Origin of the sequence: Acinetobacter sp. MYb10, from assembly GCF_002980175.2 — a bacterium.
Taxonomy (GTDB): domain Bacteria; phylum Pseudomonadota; class Gammaproteobacteria; order Pseudomonadales; family Moraxellaceae; genus Acinetobacter; species Acinetobacter guillouiae.
The window spans coordinates 2,044,920-2,063,672 of record NZ_CP058272.1 but is presented as its reverse complement, the minus strand read 5'-3'; the positions used below and the strand labels follow the sequence as shown (position 1 = coordinate 2,063,672).

The window sequence follows — 18,753 nt, the reverse complement described above, 5'->3', positions numbered from 1 at the left end:
TCATGAATGAATCTTTACGCGCACTACCGACATGGGCACAAGACTGGCCAATCGCTTATTCAGTGATTCAAGCCATCGTAATTTTGTTGGTTGTGGTTTTACTGGCCGCTTTGATGTCATTTATTGAACGTCGTTTGCTGGGCTTATGGCAAGACCGTTATGGACCAAACCGTGTTGGTCCTGGCGGGATGTTCCAGATCGTTGCCGACATGTTGAAAATCATGTTCAAAGAAGACTGGACACCAAAGTTTGTAGATAAGTTAACTTTCCGTTTAGCACCAGCAGTGGCAATGGCGACTGCAGTACTGTCATTCATGGTTATTCCTGTTTCACCTTACTTAGGTGTTTCAGACATGAGTATCGGGCTATTGTTCTTTATGGCAATGGCAGGTATTGCAGTATATGCGGTGTTATTTGGTGGTTGGGCATCCAACAACAAATATGCGTTACTAGGTGGTCTACGTTCAGCAGCACAAACCATTTCTTATGAAGTCTTTTTAGGGATTTCATTGATGGGTGTGGTGGCAATTGCAGGTTCATTTAACTTGCGTGACATCGTAGAAGCACAACGTGATGTATGGTTTGTGATTCCGCAATTCATTGGTTTCATGATCTTCGTGGTTGCAGGTGTTGCGGTAACGCATCGTCATCCATTTGACCAACCAGAAGCTGAACAAGAATTGGCAGAAGGTTACCATGTCGAATATGGTGGTATGAAATGGGGGATGTTCTTCGTTGCTGAATACGTCAACATCATTCTAATTTCTGCACTGATCGTGACTTTATTCTTTGGCGGTTGGTTAGCACCATTTAATTTAAATATTCCATTCATTCCAGATGCGTTCTGGTTCATTGCGAAAACAGCATTCTTTGTAATGATGTTTGTCTTGGCACGTGGTTCTTTAATGCGTCCACGTTATGACCAAGTTATGAATTTTGGTTGGAAAGTGTGTTTACCACTTGCATTGGTCAACCTTTTGGTGACTGGTGCTGTGATTCTGATGAATCAGGCCTAGGACAGCAGGGAGTACAAAATGTATAAAATTCTAGCTGGCGTAGGATCAATTGTTCGTTCGTTGTGGATGGTGTTTAGCCATGTCACACGCAAACGCGATACGATTTTATATCCAGAAGTGCCAGCCGAACAAATCGTACCTCCACGCTACCGTGGTCGTATCGTATTAACACGTGACCCAGACGGTGAAGAGCGTTGTGTTGCGTGTAACTTATGTGCGGTTGCATGTCCTGTTGGTTGTATTTCATTGCAGAAAGCTGAAAAAGATGATGGACGTTGGTATCCAGAATTTTTCCGCATTAACTTCTCACGCTGCATTTTCTGCGGTATGTGTGAAGAAGCATGTCCAACAACTGCTATTCAGTTAACACCAGATTTTGAGTTAGGCGAATATGTCCGTCAGGATCTTGTTTATGAGAAAGAAAACTTACTCATTTCAGGACCGGGTAAATACCCAGACTACAATTTCTACCGTGTAAGTGGTATGGCAATTGATGGTAAAGAAAAAGGTCAAGCGCAACGTGAAAGTGCGCCTGTAGATGTACGGAGCTTATTACCATGATGTGGCCATTTTATTTAATGGCTCTCGTGGCCATTGTTTCGACGATTCGTGTTGTGACCAACACCAATCCAGTACATGCTTTATTAAGTTTGATCGTCTCTCTACTTGCTGTTGCAGGGATCTTCTTGATCATTGGTGCACCATTTGCAGCTGCGCTTGAAGTGATTGTTTATGCGGGTGCGATCATGGTGTTGTTCGTATTCGTGGTCATGATGCTCAACCTTGGTCAACATACAGTTGACCAAGAACGTAAATGGTTGACTTCAGATGCTTGGGCTTATCCAGCACTCATGAGCTTCTTAGTTGGCTTATGTTTGGTTTGGGTATTAGGTTCAGACTATACCCAACATGGTGCAGTACTTGGAACTCAAGTGATTGGACCTAAAGCAATTGGTCAAGCACTCTTTACCCACTATTTATTATTGGTTGAAGTTGCCGCAATGTTATTGCTTGCAGCATTGGTTGCAGCATTCCACTTAGGCAAACGTGAACCGAGTGCAGCAGAGGATAAACAGTAATGGGCAACATTCCTTTAGAACATGGTTTGATCGTCGCAACTATCCTTTTTGCACTGGGTTTTTACGGTGTAATGGTGCGACGCAACCTATTATTTATGTTAATGAGCCTTGAGATCATGATGAATGCAGCAGCATTGGCATTCGTTGTGGCAGGAAGTGCATGGGCACAACCTGATGGTCAAATTATGTTTATTTTGATCCTCACACTTGCTGCGGCAGAGGCTTGTATCGGTCTAGCGATCGTCCTCCAGTTCTATCATCGCTTCCATCATCTGGATGTAGATGCTGCTAGTGAGATGCGCGGATGAGTTATTTATATTTAACGATTTTATTTCCGCTGATTGGCTTTGTACTTTTAGCGGCAGGACGTAATAAACTTCCTGAAAATGTAGCAGCAATTATTGGTGCGGGTTCTGTTGGCCTTTCTGCTTTATTTGCATTGATTGCAGGTATGGACTTTGTTCAGCAGGGTTCAGTTGCGCAAGCACAGCATTTATGGAATTGGTTCAATGTAGGCGGTTTTGCACCGGGTGTAAGTTTGCATCTTGATGGCTTGTCATTGTTAATGATGGGCATGGTGACAGGTGTAGGTTTCCTGATTCACATCTTTGCAACTTGGTACATGCGTGGTGAAGAAGACTTCGCTCGTTTCTTCTCATACTTCAACTTATTCGTTGCCAGCATGTTGGTGCTTGTATTGGGTGACAACTTAGCGTTGTTATTCTTAGGTTGGGAAGGCGTAGGTCTGTGTTCTTACCTGTTGATTGGTTATTACTACCAAAACCCTGCAAATGGTTTTGCGGCAATTAAAGCATTTACAGTAACGCGTGTTGGTGATGTATTCTTACTGATCGCATTGTTCTTGCTTTACCAACAATTTGGTACTTTACACATCGGCACGATTGTTGCCAATGCTTCACAAGTTCTCGCACTTGATCATAACTTGGCATTGATTACGTCATTGATGTTGTTCTTGGGTGCAGCAGGTAAATCTGCGCAAATCCCATTACAAACATGGTTGGCAGATGCAATGGCTGGTCCGACACCAGTATCTGCATTGATCCATGCTGCAACAATGGTTACCGCTGGTATCTACTTATGTTGCCGCATGTTCTCTGTGTTTGAAATGACACCAGAAGTGATGCAGTTCATTTCGATTACGGGTGCTGTAACATTGTTGGTTGCTGGCTTTGCGGCTTTGGTTCAAACAGATATCAAACGTATTCTGGCTTACTCTACCATGAGTCAGCTCGGTTATATGTTTATGGCTGTGGGTGCAGAAGCGTATCAAGCAGGCCTGTTCCATATGCTTGCACATGCATTCTTTAAGGCATTATTGTTCTTGTCTTCTGGTGCGGTGATCTTGGCTTACCATCATGAACAAAACATCTTTAAAATGGGTGGTTTGTTCTACAAAAACAAATTCTTATTTGCTTGCTTCGCGATTGGTGGTGGTGCCCTTGCTGCAATCCCATTTATTACGATCGGCTTCTTCTCAAAAGATGCAATCTTGGGTGCTGTTTGGGCGCAAGGTCAATCTGTCGCATTGTATAACTCATTGTATTGGGTTGGTGTTGCGGGTGCATTCTTAACTTCGATTTATACATTCCGTTTAATTTGGGTTGTATTCTTCGGTGAAGAAAAAACACATTATCACGAAATCAAAGGTGCAACGTATTGGGCGCCTTTAGGTATCTTGGCTGTTCTTTCAACAGGTTTGGCTTACTTCTTAAAAGCGCCAGTGATGAACATTTTAAATGCAGCACATATCCCTGCATTTGAAGTTTCTCAAGCGATTGAAGAAGGGATGCATGGTGCAGAACACCTTGCAGTCGGTATCGCATTGGTCGGTTTAGCTGTAGGCGTGGTGTTATTTGCTTTCGCTTATAAAGCGGTGCAAGGTTTTGCAGCCACTTCATTTGGTGCTGGACTTGCAAATATCTGCCGTAATGCATTTGGTTTCGATTCTTTATACAACCTTGTATTTGTTCAACCTTATTTACTCATTGCGAAAATTTTAGGTCGTGACCCAATTGATGGTTTATGGCTGGTATTACCTGCGATCGTAAATAGTGGGAATAAATTTACAAGTACCCGTCAAACAGGTTCATTACGTGAATATGCATCAAGTATGTCACTCGGTGTAGTGGTATTGCTGATGATCTTGATCGTGATTCAGGTAGTGGGGAAATAAGATGGAAATCACAAACAATTGGATTTTACCCGCACTGATTCTTGTACCTTTTATTGCAGGTTTCGCGTGTTGGTTGGTCGATAAACTTGATAAACATTTGCCACGTTATATCGCATTAGTCGGTATGCTCGTTACATTGGGCTTAACACTGATTTTGTGGAAACAAGGTGGCTTTAGCTATGAGTTGGGGGCGAAGACTCCAACTTGGGCAGCAGAATTTTATTTACCTTGGATTAAATCACTTGGTATTAACATTCATTTGGCTGTAGATGGGCTTTCATTGCTGATGGTGGGATTGACTGCATTACTGGGTGTACTTGCAGTTGGTTGTTCATGGGGTGAAATTCAAAAGAATGTCGGCTTCTTCCACTTAAACCTGTTATGGTCTTTGGGTGGGGTAATCGGGGTTTTCCTTGCAATTGATATGTTCTTGTTCTTCTTCTTCTGGGAGATGATGTTAGTCCCTATCTACTTCTTGATCGCACTTTGGGGTCATAAAGGCGCAGACGGTAAATCACGTGTTTATGCTGCAACCAAGTTCTTTATCTATACCCAAGTCGCAGGCTTGATCATGCTCATCGGGATCTTAGGCTTAGTGGTCTACGGTTCTCAGATGTCAGGTACGATTAGCTTCGACTATAACTACTTACTTGCTGTTGCAAACACTTTAGATGCTCAGGCACCACATATTGCCTATGCATTGATGATCTGTTTCTTTATTGGTTTTGCGGTCAAGCTTCCAGTATTTCCATTACACGGTTGGTTACCAGATGCCCATGCACAAGCACCTACAGCAGGTTCTGTAGACTTAGCGGGTATCTTGATTAAAACTGCTGCGTACGGTTTACTGCGCTTTGTATTGCCATTCTTCCCAGCAGCATCTGCACAATTTGCTGATATTGCGATTATTTTAGGTTTGATTGGTATTTTCTACGGCGCTTGGTGTGCTTTCCAGCAAACAGATATGAAACGCCTGCTTGCTTATACTTCTATTTCGCATATGGGTTTCGTATTACTTGCACTTTATGCCGGTAATATTCTGACATTCCAAGGCTTAATGATCATGATGTTGGCACATGGCTTGTCATCTGCTGCATTGTTCATTATGTGTGGTCAAGTGTATGAACGTTTACATACCCGTGACTTACGTTTGATGGGTGGTATTCGTGGTCAATTCCAGTATTTACCATTCTTCTTGATGTTCTTTGTCTCTGCGCTTGTGGGTATTCCAGGTCTAGGTAACTTTATTGGTGAATTCCTGATCTTGATGGGTTCATTCGCTAAGTTCCCAACATTTACCATCATTGCGGCGATTAGCTTGGTCTTTGCTGGTCTTTATGGTCTGATCCTGATCCACAAAGCTTTATTTGGTACGCCAAATGAAGAACAGAAAAAGCATTATGAAAGTCCATTAAAAGACTTGAATGTACGTGAAACAGTAATTCTATTGATCTGTGCATTTGGCTTATTATGGTTAGGTGTGTATCCACAAAGCTTCCTTGATATTTCTCACTCAAGTATGGCGTGGTTATCAAATAGCTATATTCCAGTTCAAGAAGTTGTTGATGCGGCACAACAAGTCGTATCTCAACAAAATGTGGAGATCCAATAGTCATGAACTTCACTATGTCATTTTCGGGTCTCATGCCTTTAGCACCAGTTTTTATTGTTGCTTTAACCGCTGTTGTGGTGATGATCCTAACCTCGATCAAGCGTAATCATAATTTGATTGCGACTGCATCGGTGGTGGGTTTAAACCTTGCTGCAATTGATATTTTATTCATGATGTTTGGTGGTTCATTTGCACCATCAAATGTGATGAACATGTTTGTGGTTGATCCATTTACATTGTTTTATCAATTTATTGCAGTAGTTGCTGCACTCGCATGCTGTACGTTATCTCACGCTTATATTGAAACGTATAAAGATAATCGTGAAGAGCTTTATATCTTGATGTTGATCTCTGTAACAGGGGCAATGTTGATGGTGGCAAGTTCTCATTATGCATCGTTCTTTATTAGCTTAGAGCTTTTGTCAATTCCTGTGTATGGTTTATTGGCATATACGCATCAGCGTGGAAAATCGCTAGAAGCAGGCGTAAAGTATTTGGTACTTTCTGCAACAGCTTCAGCAATCTTGTTGATGGGTATGGCATACGTCTATGCTTATACAGGGACATTGTCATTTACTGACTTCCCAGGTTTGTATGGAAATCAGTTAGCACAAGCGCAACAAATTGCGTCTCTGGCTGACTTTATTGAACAGTTAAAAGGTTTCCTTGCTCAACCAATGATTTTGTTGGGTTCAGGATTAATCGTGATTGCGATTGCGTTTAAATTATCGTTGGCGCCATTTCATAAATGGACCCCAGATGTTTATCAAGGTGCGCCTGCGCCAATCGCGACCTATCTTGCAACTGTTGCTAAAGTTGCAACCATTGGTTTATTGGTACGCTTTATTTTAAGTTCAGGTTTCATTCTTGTACCGTCTATCGTGACTGTATTAACTGTGATTGCTGTACTTTCGATTTTAGTCGGGAACTTCCTTGCATTACGTCAAGTCAACTTAAAACGAATTTTGGGTTATTCATCGATCGCCCATTTTGGTTATTTATTGATTGCTTTGATTAGTTTAGGTTATGCAAGTTTAGGCAGTGTAAGTGTATATGTGGTGACTTATACCTTAACTACGATCGGTGCTTTTGGTGCTGTCGCGTTAATGTCGAGCCCATATAACAATGTTGATGAAGCTGAGTCGCTTGCGGATTACCGTGGTTTATTCTGGCGTCGTCCAGTACTGACTGCGACGTTAACAGTGATGATGCTTTCTCTTGCAGGCATTCCATTAACCGCTGGTTTTATCGGTAAGTTTATGGTGGTGATTGCTGCTGTAACCACAGAACATTGGTTCTTGGCTGCTATGGTAGTGGTGGGTAGTGGTATTGGTTTGTATTACTACTTACGTGTGATGATCGTGATGTATATGACTCCACCAGATAATCCTCGTATTGATGCGGTTGATCATTGGGGACAAAAAGTGGGTGGTTTGATGGTGCTCGGCGCTGCTGCTTTGGTATTGATCATTGGTGTTTATCCAGATCCAATCATCAACTTGGCGTTGAAATCAGAAATTTTATCTCCTTTACATTTCTTGATGAGCCAACAACACTAATCGCAATAAAATCCTGCTATTAACAAAAAAAGCCCTCATTCGTTGAGGGCTTTTCTTATCTCTGATATAAAAAACATTTATAATAATGGAAATTTACTTTTATCCTTTTAGGTGTCCTCCCGTGTCTATTCAAGAAATTCGTCATCCACTTATTCGTCATAAATTAGGTTTATTACGCCGTGCTGACATTAGTACTAAGAATTTCCGTGAACTCGCTCAAGAAGTAACCATGCTTTTAACTTATGAAGCAACCAAAGATTTACCTGTGTGTGATCATGAGATTGATGGCTGGAACGGTAAAGTCACAGTAGACAGAATTGCGGGTAAAAAAATCACTGTAGTGCCGATTTTACGTGCTGGTATTGGCATGTTAGAAGGTTTTTTAAATCTCATCCCAAGTGCTAAAGTTTCAGTTCTCGGTTTAGAACGTGATGAAGAAACCTTGGAAGCACGTACCTATTATAAAAAATTGGTTCCAGATGTACAAAATCGTTTAGCCATGATTATTGACCCGATGTTGGCGACAGGGTCTTCTTTAGTTGCTGCAATTGATGTATTGAAAGCAAGTGGCTGTAAAGATATCCGTGTTATGGTTTTGGTTGCAGCACCTGAAGGGATTAAACGTGTTGAAGCCGCACATCCAGATGTAACGATTTTTACCGCTTCAATTGATCAAGGTTTAAATGAACAAGGTTATATCGTGCCAGGTTTAGGTGATGCTGGAGATAAAATTTTTGGTAGTGTGCAAAAAGATTAAAATTTAGTATGATCAAAGGAGGCTATAGGGGGCCTCCTTTTTAATGATAAGAGAATAAAAAATGTTTAGGAAAGGGACTGTTACCTTTTTCGATAATGATTTAGGGCAAGGTCTAATTGAATTAAGTGATCATCATCAACAAGTTGTTTTTAAATTAGAAGATTTCTCAAATCAATTGCTTCTTCCTCAAATTGGTGAGCGGATTAAATGTGTCGTTTTAGAGCAGAGTGATGGTTTATTTGCTAAATTTATCGTGCGTTTAGATCATAAAAATTATGTGAATGATAAAAACAAGTCCTCTATCCCACATCTTTATTCAGAAAATGCCTATGAACATATTAGAAATGTTCGCAAAGCGCTTAAAAAGAGAAGGGGATTGGCTGATGAAGGCTTATTGAACCCCCAAACAAAAACTCAGGCTGAGCAAGCCATTTTACCTGACACTATTCTAGATATTGACTTAGTTGTAGCAGATCAAAAAGTAACAGTTATTGAACCCATTCAAACAATAATCAATGATCCTGCAATCGAAGAATGGGGCGGAAACTTAAATCAAGCCAAAGAGATTGAACCTGTAACGCAAACACAAGTTGACCTTTCTGTTAAAGTTATCCAGAATACTGAATTGAAAGACGAAACTCATACATTTGATAACATTAAACCCGTTGAAGAAATTCATGCAATTGCTGTTGTTGATGTGGGTGAGGCGAATCAAAACATTGAAATCACTGAGGGTAATCAGAGTGCAGTGTTGCTTAACCCCTTAAAGGTGATAGAAGATGGTCAAAATTTTAAAGGGGATGATTTATATTTTAACAGCCAAATTGATCGGCAGTTGCTTGAAAAGCATATGGATTTAACGGCATTTCAAAGTTTGATTCAAAAGTTGAAAGTTAAATTTTTATATTCCAAACGTAAACAAGCTGTAAAGAAAATTCGATCTGAAAAACGCAAGACTTTGAATCCTTGGGTGGCGATCGTCGCTGTGGTGATATTCATTGCGGTAAGTTCTGTGATGTATGCAATGGATCGTTATAAGCAGTACAAAGTTGAGGCTGAAATGAGACTTCAACAATATCAACAAGAACAAAAGGACAAGATTAAACAGCAGAAACGAAAGGCATATTCACACTAAACATCTGAAACGAGTTGAATATATTTTACGATTCATACTTATTTTAAAAGAGAAGTTATATGTTTTATTTGGGGCAAATCATTGAATATCATCATGATAAAGGTTACGGACTTTTATTGGATCATAATTCAGCGCAATCTGTAATATTTTACATCGCTGATTTTCCAAAAGAAGGTGGTCAGCCGAAAAAAGGGGAAACTATAAAATATGTAATCATCAATGCACATGGAACATTGAAAGCACATCAAATGATTCGTTTAGATGTTGCGATGAGTAATGACTTAAAAAATAAAAAGATCAATATTGATAAGCAAAAAAATATTTTAAGACGAAGCAAAAATGAAGGGCAGAAATTCGGTTTTATGTCTGTGGTGATTTTGGTGATTGTTTTTGGTTTCGTTTATTTTAGCTTTGCCACATGGAATCAATACCAAACCTATCAGGAAGAACAACATGCTAAATTTGCGCTGTTAGAACAACAACAGAAGCAAATCGTTGAGCAACAGCGTAAAGAGATTGGTTATGTCAAACCGGTAAAGTTTAGTGAAAAATCTCAAAATGCTTTAAACAGTCATCACCATTCAGTGCAAAAACAGAATGAAGCAGAATCCGTACAAAGCAACACAACTGTATCGACAACAGCATCAACGGCAAAATCACCTTATCAATGCGATGGTCGTACCCATTGCAGCCAAATGACATCTTATGATGAAGCGGTATTTTTTATTAGAAATTGCCCCAATACACAAATGGATGGTAACCATGATGGTCGACCATGTGAACGGCAATTTGGTAAATAGCTTTTAAGTTAAGAATGAGGGTCTGATGATAATTCGTATACGTTTGCGACTGGGTGTGTTTTTTAGGCGATACTAGGCGCGAAGTATGAAATTTAGTTATTCTAAATGAATAGTTCGCAACAACGTAGCGGCAAAAAATACGCTAGTCCCGAAGGGTTGTGGCTAAAATTATCTCAGCCTAAATTGAAACTCGAGAATAGCCTCACTATTTTCATTCATGCATTACGACGTATACATCTCCTACTTAATTTTAATCTACAACGTAAACGATTTATGAAATGTCAGCAGACCCTATAAAAGCTCCAAGAGGAGCTTTGGTTTTAACCATTTTCACAAAATTTTAAGAAGGCTCTTAAGCCCGGTCCTTGGTACTTTTGACGATGTACCAGCATATATAGCGGGCGAGCAAGTTGCCAGAATGGTGTATTTAAAATCACCAATTGTCCTTTGTCGAGCAAAGGCTGAATCGCCAATTTAGAAATACATGACATTCCTAGACCACCAGCAACGATTTTTAAAATCGCTTCATTATGACCTAGGGTTAAACGGATATTGGCATCTTCAAGATCTTTTAGAATGGCATTGTCAAAGACTTCACGTGTTCCAGAACCTTCTTCACGTAATATCCATTCAACATGCTGAAAGTCAGACTGTTTTAATTCACGATGTAAATTTGCCAGTGGATGATTAGGCGAACAACATACCGCGAGTTCGTCGTCTCGCCAATGAATACATTGAAGTTGTGGTAGGAAGCATGAACCTTCAATCAATGCCAAATCGAGTTGGAATTGGTTGACCGCTTCAATCATTTGGCGGGTATTGCCGACTTGAAGCTGTAAATGCGCTTGAGGTTGAACTTGTAAAAAGTTTGCCATTAAGTCGGGCATTAAATAATCACTGATGGTCAGTGTTGCACCAATCCGTAAATCAATACTTTGTAGTTCACCTTTGGCTGCTTGTTCAAAGGCTTCACAGCGACCTAAAATTTCTAAAGCTTGAGGAAGTAAGAAGCGACCAAGATCATTAAGCTGTAAGCGCTTACCAAGACGATCGAAAAGCGGAGCACCCAGTCCATCTTCTAAATCTGCCAAAGCCATACTTGCCGCACTTTGAGTCAACCGAACCGCATCACTTGCTTTGGTCACGGTACCTTCTTGAGCGACAGCAACAAAAACCGCCAACTGGCGTAAAGTCATTCGCATAAGTAGAGCCTTAACATTTTAATATTCATAGATTATATAGTCATGCTACCATGAGGACTATGTTTCATGCCACGAAGAAATCATGTCAATTGAAAAATTTAGCATAGAAAAGGTTTTGTCTGTTCAGCGTTGGACCAATACACTTTTCAGTTTCACCATGACTCGACCTGCCCATTTTAAGTTTACCGCAGGGCAATTTGCTCGCATTGGTTTAAAAGTAGGTGATGATTTGGTGGTAAGAGCATATTCCGTGGTTTCATCCCCATTTGATGAAACACTCGAATTTTTTTCAATCGTTGTTCCTGACGGTGCATTTACTTCCAATTTACAGCATCTACAAGTCGGTGATGAGCTTTATTTGGAAAAAATCCCCTATGGATTCTTAACTTTAGCACGTTATCAATTGCCATTGCCTAAAGATTTGTGGTTGTTGGCAACAGGTACAGGTTTAGCGCCGTTTATTTCGATGCTACAAGATTTTGAAACTTGGTCAAAGTACGAAAAAATCAACTTGGTGTATAGCGTAAGAACTGAATCTGAATTGGCTTACGTCGATCGGATCGAAGAGATAGCCCAGCTTTTTGGTGAGGGGCATACAGGTTTTAAATTTATCCCAATTGTTACGCGTGATCCCAATGCAGCCTTGCATGATCGCTTACCAATTTTGATTGAAAATGGTGAATTGGAAAAAGCCGCTGATTTAAAATTCAATGCAGATACCACTCATGTCATGCTATGTGGAAACCCACAAATGGTAGATGACACCAAAGCCGCATTAAAAGCCCGTGGTTTAACGATGAATCGTCGCGGTGAAGGCAATATTGCTGTAGAGAATTATTGGTAAATCACTGGATAGGCATCAGCAATTGTATCAATCGTTTTAGATGAGAGAAGCGGCTAAGCGTCTTCTCTTTAATTCTTTCATGCCAAAACCAAACACTTTTTAGCTAAAAGATGATTGCTGAGTGAGTGGTGTATATGCTGTTAATCGCTCGGTTGAATAAGCTTTTGCATCAACACGTGTATCTTGATTGAGCATCAATTGTCTTAATAGCTGTGCTGAAGCCGGTCCCATACATAAGCCATTACGATAATGTCCAAAATTCGCCCATAAATTATTCAGTTCAGGCATTTTTCCAATATATGGAATGCCTGTCGGTGAACTTGGACGTAATCCTGCCCATTGCTTGACGATGGGGAAGTTTGCCAATTCAGGGACCATTTCGATACAGGCTTTATAAATATTTTGTTGTGTTTGTACATTTGGACGCTTATCAAATCCGATATGGTCCATGCTTGAACCGCATACGATATGACCATCTAGGCGTGGGATCAAATACATCACATTGTTCATACACATGGTGGGTAACCAGTTTTCAGGGGTTTTAAATAACATCATTTGTCCCTGAACAGGCTCTACTGGGATCGAAAGCTGTAATTGATCTGCCCAGCAATTTGACCATGCACCCGTTGCAATCACAAATTGGTCTGCGACAAAATGTTGTCCATTGGCACTTTCAACAGACTGAATTTTTTGATTTTGAATATTAAATTTTTCGATCCATGTATTTTCATACACTTCAACTTGAGGGTGTTGTTTGAGGTAGCTAATCAGTGATTTAAGAAGTCGCGGATTTCTAACATTGGCTAGATGTGGAAAATAAATTGCATGTTGAAACTGTGCTGAAATATGGGGGTTGACGGTTTCAAGCTGCTCTCTTTGCAGGTATTCACAATGCTGCATAGGGTCTTGATACTGGTCTTTATAATTCAGTCCAAGCTCAAAATCTGCTTCGTCAAAAATTAACATTCCCGTGTCATGGATTTGAAAGTCTATCCCTGTTTTAGGTTGTAGTTTCTCATTCCATTGTTGGTAAAGTTGTTTGCCGTGTTGTGCCAGATGATTGACTTCATTGGGATATCTCCACGGATACATGGGTGACAGAATACCACCACCCGCCCATGAGGCGGCATGTCCAGCATGTTGTTGATCGAACAGGGTGATGGTGCAGCCTTGTTCAACAAGTTCAAGCGCGCTGAGTAAGCCACTTACTCCAGCACCGATAATGGCGATATGCATTGTGTATTCTGTACCAATTTAGAATTTTAATCCCCACCTACAAAAGCAATACTACTTATCTTTTGAAAGAGGGGACTTTCCGTCCACGACTGAATCAGTCATGGACGCTTCCCTTTTTTAAAGGTGAGGAACCATGAGTTCAATAAGGGAGGGATTATTTACTTCATCTCTTTTAATTGACGTGCTGCATCTTCCGCATAATAGGTCCAAATACCATCTGCCCCTGCACGACGGAAGCACATCAATGATTCCATAATCACGCTTTCAGATAACCAGCCATTTTGGATAGCTGCTGCAAGCATGGCATATTCACCACTGACTTGATAAACAAAGGTCGGGACACCAAAAGTATCTTTAACTTCACGTACTACATCCAAATATGGCATACCCGGTTTAACAATCACCATGTCCGCGCCTTCTTGAATATCGAGGGCGATTTCATGCAGTGCTTCAGCACGATTACCGACATCCATTTGGTAGTTATACTTATTACCACCTTTTAGGTTGGATGATGAGCCAACTGCATCGCGGAAAGGGCCGTAGAAACTAGACGCGTATTTTGCAGAGTACGCCATGATGCTGGTATAAATAAAATCGTTACTTTCTAAAGCTTGGCGGATTGCACCAATACGGCCGTCCATCATGTCACTTGGCGCGATCACATCTGCACCTGCTTCAGCATGGCTTAAGGCTTGTTTGATCAGGCATTGAACTGTTTCATCATTTAATACATAGCCTGTATCATCAATAATGCCGTCCTGACCATGTGTGGTATAAGGATCTAATGCACCATCCGTGATGAGTACCATCTCAGGTAGTTCTTTTTTTAACAAACGTAAAGTATTTTGAACTAAACCGTCTTCATGCCACGCAGCTTCAGCTGTTAAACTTTTGTCTTGTTGTGGTGTAACGGGGAATAAGGCAAGTTTTGATACACCAAGTTCTAATAGGGTTTCTGCTTTTTTCAACAATAAGTCTGCTGACAATCGTTGAACATTTGGCATACTTGGTACATCTTGGCTTTGGTTTTGTCCCGGAAGTACAAATACTGGATAAATGAGATGATCTGCTGTGAGTTGAGTCTCTCTTACCATTGCTCGAAGCTTATCGTTTTTACGGATACGGCGCATACGAGTAGCTGGAAAAGCAGGACGATTGAACGTATAAGTCATAACAATCTCGATGTTCAGTATTAAACTAGGCATATATTGTAGCCCTTTCATATATTTTTTGGGAAAAAGCTGAAAATTTTTCTCAATATTGGTTTCGAAATGATGATGAGTGATTCTTCTAAAACTGATTCTGCGCCTAGCGAATCGCAAAAAAAGTGGACTGGTAATTTACATTTAGGTGCGAAAGCAGATTTAAATGTGGTGCTTAACCAACTCACTAAAGCGTTTAATGGTTCGCCTTATTTTTCACATAACAATATGCAAATGCGTGTTGTCAATGATGAGATTGAAGGCTATATCGAAATGAAACCGTATTTGATTGGCAATGTCGCATTTCAAATTTTACATGGTGGTGTGGCCGCGACATTGCTGGATAGTATTGGTGGAATTGTGGCAATGGGGGAGCTGTATAAACGTGCAGAGCCAGACCAATTGCCAGACACGTTAAAAAAAGTTTCTCGTTTAGCAACAGTCGATATGCGTGTGGATTATCTTGCACCTGGGCGCGGTGAATACTTTATTGCCAAAGCTGAAACCTTGAGAATGGGGCGTAAAGGTTGCACCATGCGTATGACGATGTTCAACAATGAAGGTAAGGCGATTGCAACAGCCATTGCTTCTTATGCCTATTGATCAAGCTGACTAAGTGTACTAATCAGTACACTTTTGTATTCATTGTGTCAATATAAGCCAGTAAAATACATATTTTGCTGGCTTATTTTTTCTTAAAAAAATATAAATATCAATAAGATTGACCTCTTTTATAAAGATAAACTATAGAGTAATATTTTTATTCTCATAATATGATTTTTACCTGTAAAATTGGGCACCACAATTTTAAGAAGTTGACTTATTCAACCATCAAGCAACGTCATATAGATATGATTAAGCAGTTTTTCAGTTTATATCTCCAAAATGCAAAGATGTTTTGACAAGTCCAAGTAAGCTAGGAACATGCGATGACTGACGCGCAAACGACGAATGCCTCTCCAAATGATGAAAATCAAGCGCAAGCGGATTTGGAAGCCAAACAAAAACGTAAAAAAATGCTGAGGATTTTTGCCATTATTGTTGTTGTAGCTGCAATTCTATATGCAATTTGGGCTTTTATTTTTGGCAACATTGTTGAAACGGACAATGCCTATGTCGGTGCTGAAACTGCTGAAATCACCTCAATGGTCAGCGGACAAGTTGCTGAGGTTTTGGTCAGTGATACTCAACAAGTGAGAAAAGGCGATGTACTTGCGATTATTGATAATCGTGATGCAAAAATCGCTGTTGCAGAAGCTGAAGCGGCGTTGACCAAAGCCAAGCGTCAATATACACAAAGCTCGGCAAATAGCAGTTCATTGTCCTCACAGATTTTAGTCAGTGCAGATGATATTAACAGTGCCAAAGCACAAGTGGCGCAAGCCGATGTGGCGTATCAACAAGCACAGCAAGAGTTTGCCCGCCGTCAGCAGTTAAGCGCGACAGGTGCAATCTCTAAAGAAGAATTTAGCAAAGCACAAAGTGCTTTAAACAATGCTAAAGCAAATGTCGATGTGGCAAAAGCAGCATTGGCGCAAACAGAATCTAAACGTAAAGCTGCACAAAGTAATTTAGATGCCAATGAAGCTTTAATTCGGGGGACCTCACAAAGTTCAACCCCTGACGTATTGGTGGCTCAAGCCAAACTTGATCAAGCACTTTTAGATTTACAACGTACAGAAATTAAAGCGCCGTTAGATGGTGTGATTGCCCGTCGTAGTATTCAAGTGGGGCAACGTATTGCACCTGGGACAAGTTTGATGAAAGTGGTGCCTTTGGCTGAACTTTATGTGGATGCAAACTTTAAAGAAAGTCAGTTGCAAAACGTGAAAGTTGGTCAGAAGGCAACCCTCACTTCAGACCTCTATGGCAAGAAAGTAGAGTATCACGGTACGGTGATCGGCTTTTCTGGTGGTACAGGTTCAGCATTTGCGTTGATTCCTGCACAAAATGCGACAGGTAACTGGATTAAAGTGGTTCAACGTCTACCTGTACGTATCAAACTCGATCCTAAAGAGTTGGCTGAGCATCCATTACGTGTGGGTTTATCCATGAATGCTGAGGTTGATACCTCTTCAGCGAAGTAATCACTTATGAATACAGCAACGTTTCAAAGTGAGCTTAAAGGTGGGCGCTTACTTCTCGCCGCCTTCTTTTTAGCACTTGCCAATTTTATGGTCGTATTGGATATGACCATTGCCAATGTTTCTGTGCCCCATATTACCGGAAGTTTAGCTGTATCAAGTTCTCAAGGGACTTGGGTGATTACCTCTTATGCCGTTGCTGAAGCCATCTGTGTACCTTTAACCGGTTGGCTTGCAGGACGTTTTGGTGCTGTTCGGGTATTTACCATCAGTCTGATTGGCTTTACCACATTTTCAATTCTTTGTGGCTTATCCAATAGTTTGGCGATGTTAGTGATCTGTCGTATCGGACAAGGTTTATTTGGTGGTCCAATCATGCCACTCAGTCAAACTTTGTTGATGCGTATTTTCCCACCCGAAAAGCATTCTCAAGCAATGGGGATGTGGGCAATGACGACGGTTGTTGGACCGATTCTAGGTCCTATTTTAGGTGGTACGATCAGTGATAACTGGTCATGGCATTGGATTTTCTTTATCAATATTCCAGTGGGTGTGATTTGTGCTGTTGGGGTGATGCGCCTATTAAAAGTTGCGGAAACACCGATTGCTAAACTCCCGATTGATACCATTGGTCTAACGCTGCTGATCGTTTGGATTGGCGCATTACAGTTAATGCTCGATTTGGGGCATGAGCGAGATTGGTTTAATAACAGCTTTATTTGTATTTTGGCTGTGATTTTGGTGGTTGGATTTATTGCCTTTTTCATCTGGGAATATTATGAAAAACATCCCATCGTCAATATACAAATTTTCCGATACCGTGGCTTTACCATCGCAACAATCTCATTGGCTTTTGCCTTTGCGGCATTTTTTGGCAGTATTGTACTTATTCCACAATGGTTACAGATTAACTTGGGCTATACCGCATCTTGGGCAGGTTATCTGACTGCGACAATGGGCTTTGGTAGCTTGATGATGTCGCCTGTGGTTGCCAAACTTGCGACTAAATATGACCCGAGAGCCTTGTCGAGTTTTGGGCTGATGATTTTGGGTGGCGTCACATTAATGCGTTCATTTTGGACCAGTGATGCTGACTTTATGGCGCTGGCATTACCACAGATTATCCAAGGTTTTGCGGTACCGTTCTTCTTTATCCCACTGTCTAATATTGCTTTAGGTGTGGTACGTCCAGATGAAGTGGCTTCTGCTGCGGGTTTGATGAACTTTATGCGAACCATGGCAGGCGCAATTGGTGCATCTATTGCTGTGACCATTTGGGATGATCATACCAAGCTGGCACGCAGTGAAATCGTGTCGACCATGCATGTTGAGGAAACTCAGCGTAATTTGGTCAACAGTGGTTTTAGTCCTGAAATGGCGTTGGGTACCATTTCCAACTTGGTGGATAAAGAGGCTTTAACGCTTTCGGTTAATCATGTGTTTTTGATCTTTGCGATGATCTTTATTTTTGCAGGATTGATTATTTGGTTATGTCCAAAACCGAAAGGGAATGTCGGCGCAGGGCATGCACATTAGAATTTAAGTTGTATAGAAGCCTACTGAAAAGTGGGCTTTTTTATCGCTGCAATTAAGATGAGGCAAGACTATTTTTTGCTATTTTATCTATTGATCAAGATCAGGGTATAATACAGCGATTGTGTACCGCGATGAGTAATATGTATGAAGCCTGAATTTCAGCAAGGAAAAATTAAACAATACGATGCCGATAGAGGCTTTGGCTTTATTGGTGGACTTGAGCAAGATATTTTCTTTCATATTTCGGATTTCCCGCTTGCAGAGGGTGAGCCAAAGCGAAATGAAAGAGTTAAATTTATCGTTGTTGAAAATAACGGCAAGTTAAAAGCAACCAAAATTGAGCGTGTTGAAGATCAATCAGCAAAAGCCAAAAAGACTAGAATTGTTGAGAATAATAAGTCGATTACCAATAATTTGTTGTCTAATTTTAGAAAGTAATCAATGTTGAGAATTGAGGGCATTTGATTTAAATGCCCTGTATCTCTAAAAGACCAATT

18 protein-coding genes are annotated in these 18,753 nt (G+C 40.6%); 15 read left to right on the top strand and 3 right to left on the bottom strand.

Annotated features, from left to right (window positions below; genetic code table 11):
- The first annotated feature begins 2 nt into the window (after window positions 1-2).
- From nuoH to CQZ96_RS09645, 10 genes are all read left to right on the top strand, one after another.
- Window positions 3-1,016, top strand: coding sequence for an NADH-quinone oxidoreductase subunit NuoH (nuoH, locus tag CQZ96_RS09690; RefSeq protein ID WP_004819331.1), 1,014 nt, complete (start codon window positions 3-5; stop codon window positions 1,014-1,016).
- Between the two features lie 18 nt (window positions 1,017-1,034).
- Complete coding sequence (gene nuoI, locus CQZ96_RS09685) at window positions 1,035-1,577, top strand: NADH-quinone oxidoreductase subunit NuoI (RefSeq protein ID WP_004722835.1); 543 nt, start codon at window positions 1,035-1,037, stop codon at window positions 1,575-1,577.
- Complete coding sequence (gene nuoJ / locus CQZ96_RS09680) at window positions 1,577-2,095, top strand: NADH-quinone oxidoreductase subunit J (protein ID WP_171066894.1); 519 nt, start codon at window positions 1,577-1,579, stop codon at window positions 2,093-2,095. The genes nuoI and nuoJ overlap by 1 nt, the downstream gene beginning before the upstream one ends.
- Window positions 2,095-2,403 carry an NADH-quinone oxidoreductase subunit NuoK gene (gene nuoK, locus CQZ96_RS09675; RefSeq protein WP_004722831.1) on the top strand — a complete coding sequence of 103 codons (309 nt, stop codon included), beginning with the start codon at window positions 2,095-2,097 and terminating at the stop codon, window positions 2,401-2,403. Before nuoJ ends, nuoK begins: the two co-directional genes overlap by 1 nt.
- On the top strand, window positions 2,400-4,289 hold the full coding sequence (gene nuoL / locus CQZ96_RS09670; protein ID WP_105713243.1) for an NADH-quinone oxidoreductase subunit L: 1,890 nt from the start codon (window positions 2,400-2,402) through the stop codon (window positions 4,287-4,289). The genes nuoK and nuoL overlap by 4 nt, the downstream gene beginning before the upstream one ends.
- A 7-nt stretch (window positions 4,290-4,296) precedes the next feature.
- Window positions 4,297-5,901: an NADH-quinone oxidoreductase subunit M gene (nuoM, locus tag CQZ96_RS09665; RefSeq protein ID WP_171066950.1), complete on the top strand. Its 1,605-nt coding sequence runs from the start codon at window positions 4,297-4,299 to the stop codon at window positions 5,899-5,901.
- A 2-nt stretch (window positions 5,902-5,903) separates the two neighbouring features.
- Entirely contained in the window at window positions 5,904-7,460 is a 1,557-nt protein-coding gene (gene nuoN / locus CQZ96_RS09660) for an NADH-quinone oxidoreductase subunit NuoN (RefSeq protein ID WP_105713242.1), read from the top strand.
- 121 nt (window positions 7,461-7,581) lie between these two features.
- Complete coding sequence (gene upp / locus CQZ96_RS09655) at window positions 7,582-8,217, top strand: uracil phosphoribosyltransferase (protein ID WP_004722821.1); 636 nt, start codon at window positions 7,582-7,584, stop codon at window positions 8,215-8,217.
- Between the two features lie 61 nt (window positions 8,218-8,278).
- Window positions 8,279-9,352 (top strand): hypothetical protein, encoded by a 1,074-nt coding sequence (locus CQZ96_RS09650; protein ID WP_105713241.1) that lies wholly within the window; start codon window positions 8,279-8,281, stop codon window positions 9,350-9,352.
- Window positions 9,353-9,411: 59 nt separating this feature from the next.
- Entirely contained in the window at window positions 9,412-10,152 is a 741-nt protein-coding gene (locus CQZ96_RS09645) for an excalibur calcium-binding domain-containing protein (RefSeq protein ID WP_105713240.1), read from the top strand.
- A gap of 320 nt (window positions 10,153-10,472) precedes the next feature.
- On the opposite strand, the gene gigC is transcribed toward CQZ96_RS09645, so the two are convergent.
- Window positions 10,473-11,354, bottom strand: coding sequence for a LysR family transcriptional regulator GigC (gene gigC / locus CQZ96_RS09640; protein ID WP_004722815.1), 882 nt, complete (start codon window positions 11,352-11,354; stop codon window positions 10,473-10,475).
- Window positions 11,355-11,436: 82 nt separating this feature from the next.
- Here gigC and CQZ96_RS09635 point away from each other — a divergent pair, with 82 nt between their 5' ends.
- Window positions 11,437-12,198: a ferredoxin--NADP reductase gene (locus CQZ96_RS09635; RefSeq protein ID WP_105713239.1), complete on the top strand. Its 762-nt coding sequence runs from the start codon at window positions 11,437-11,439 to the stop codon at window positions 12,196-12,198.
- A gap of 99 nt (window positions 12,199-12,297) precedes the next feature.
- On the opposite strand, the gene thiO is transcribed toward CQZ96_RS09635, so the two are convergent.
- Window positions 12,298-13,434, bottom strand: a complete 1,137-nt coding sequence (gene thiO, locus CQZ96_RS09630) for a glycine oxidase ThiO (RefSeq protein ID WP_105713238.1) — start codon at window positions 13,432-13,434, stop codon at window positions 12,298-12,300.
- A gap of 158 nt (window positions 13,435-13,592) precedes the next feature.
- Window positions 13,593-14,606 (bottom strand): porphobilinogen synthase, encoded by a 1,014-nt coding sequence (gene hemB / locus CQZ96_RS09625; protein ID WP_016539219.1) that lies wholly within the window; start codon window positions 14,604-14,606, stop codon window positions 13,593-13,595.
- Between the two features lie 99 nt (window positions 14,607-14,705).
- Between hemB and CQZ96_RS09620 the strand changes: the two genes are divergently transcribed.
- From CQZ96_RS09620 to CQZ96_RS09605, 4 genes are all read left to right on the top strand, one after another.
- Window positions 14,706-15,239: a thioesterase family protein gene (locus CQZ96_RS09620; protein WP_004722808.1), complete on the top strand. Its 534-nt coding sequence runs from the start codon at window positions 14,706-14,708 to the stop codon at window positions 15,237-15,239.
- A 326-nt stretch (window positions 15,240-15,565) separates the two neighbouring features.
- A complete protein-coding gene (locus tag CQZ96_RS09615) occupies window positions 15,566-16,723 on the top strand; it encodes an HlyD family efflux transporter periplasmic adaptor subunit (RefSeq protein WP_105713237.1) in 1,158 nt (385 codons plus the stop codon).
- Between the two features lie 6 nt (window positions 16,724-16,729).
- Entirely contained in the window at window positions 16,730-18,256 is a 1,527-nt protein-coding gene (locus CQZ96_RS09610) for a DHA2 family efflux MFS transporter permease subunit (RefSeq protein WP_004819350.1), read from the top strand.
- Between the two features lie 144 nt (window positions 18,257-18,400).
- Window positions 18,401-18,694 (top strand): cold-shock protein, encoded by a 294-nt coding sequence (locus tag CQZ96_RS09605; protein WP_004819352.1) that lies wholly within the window; start codon window positions 18,401-18,403, stop codon window positions 18,692-18,694.
- Window positions 18,695-18,753 lie beyond the last annotated feature (59 nt).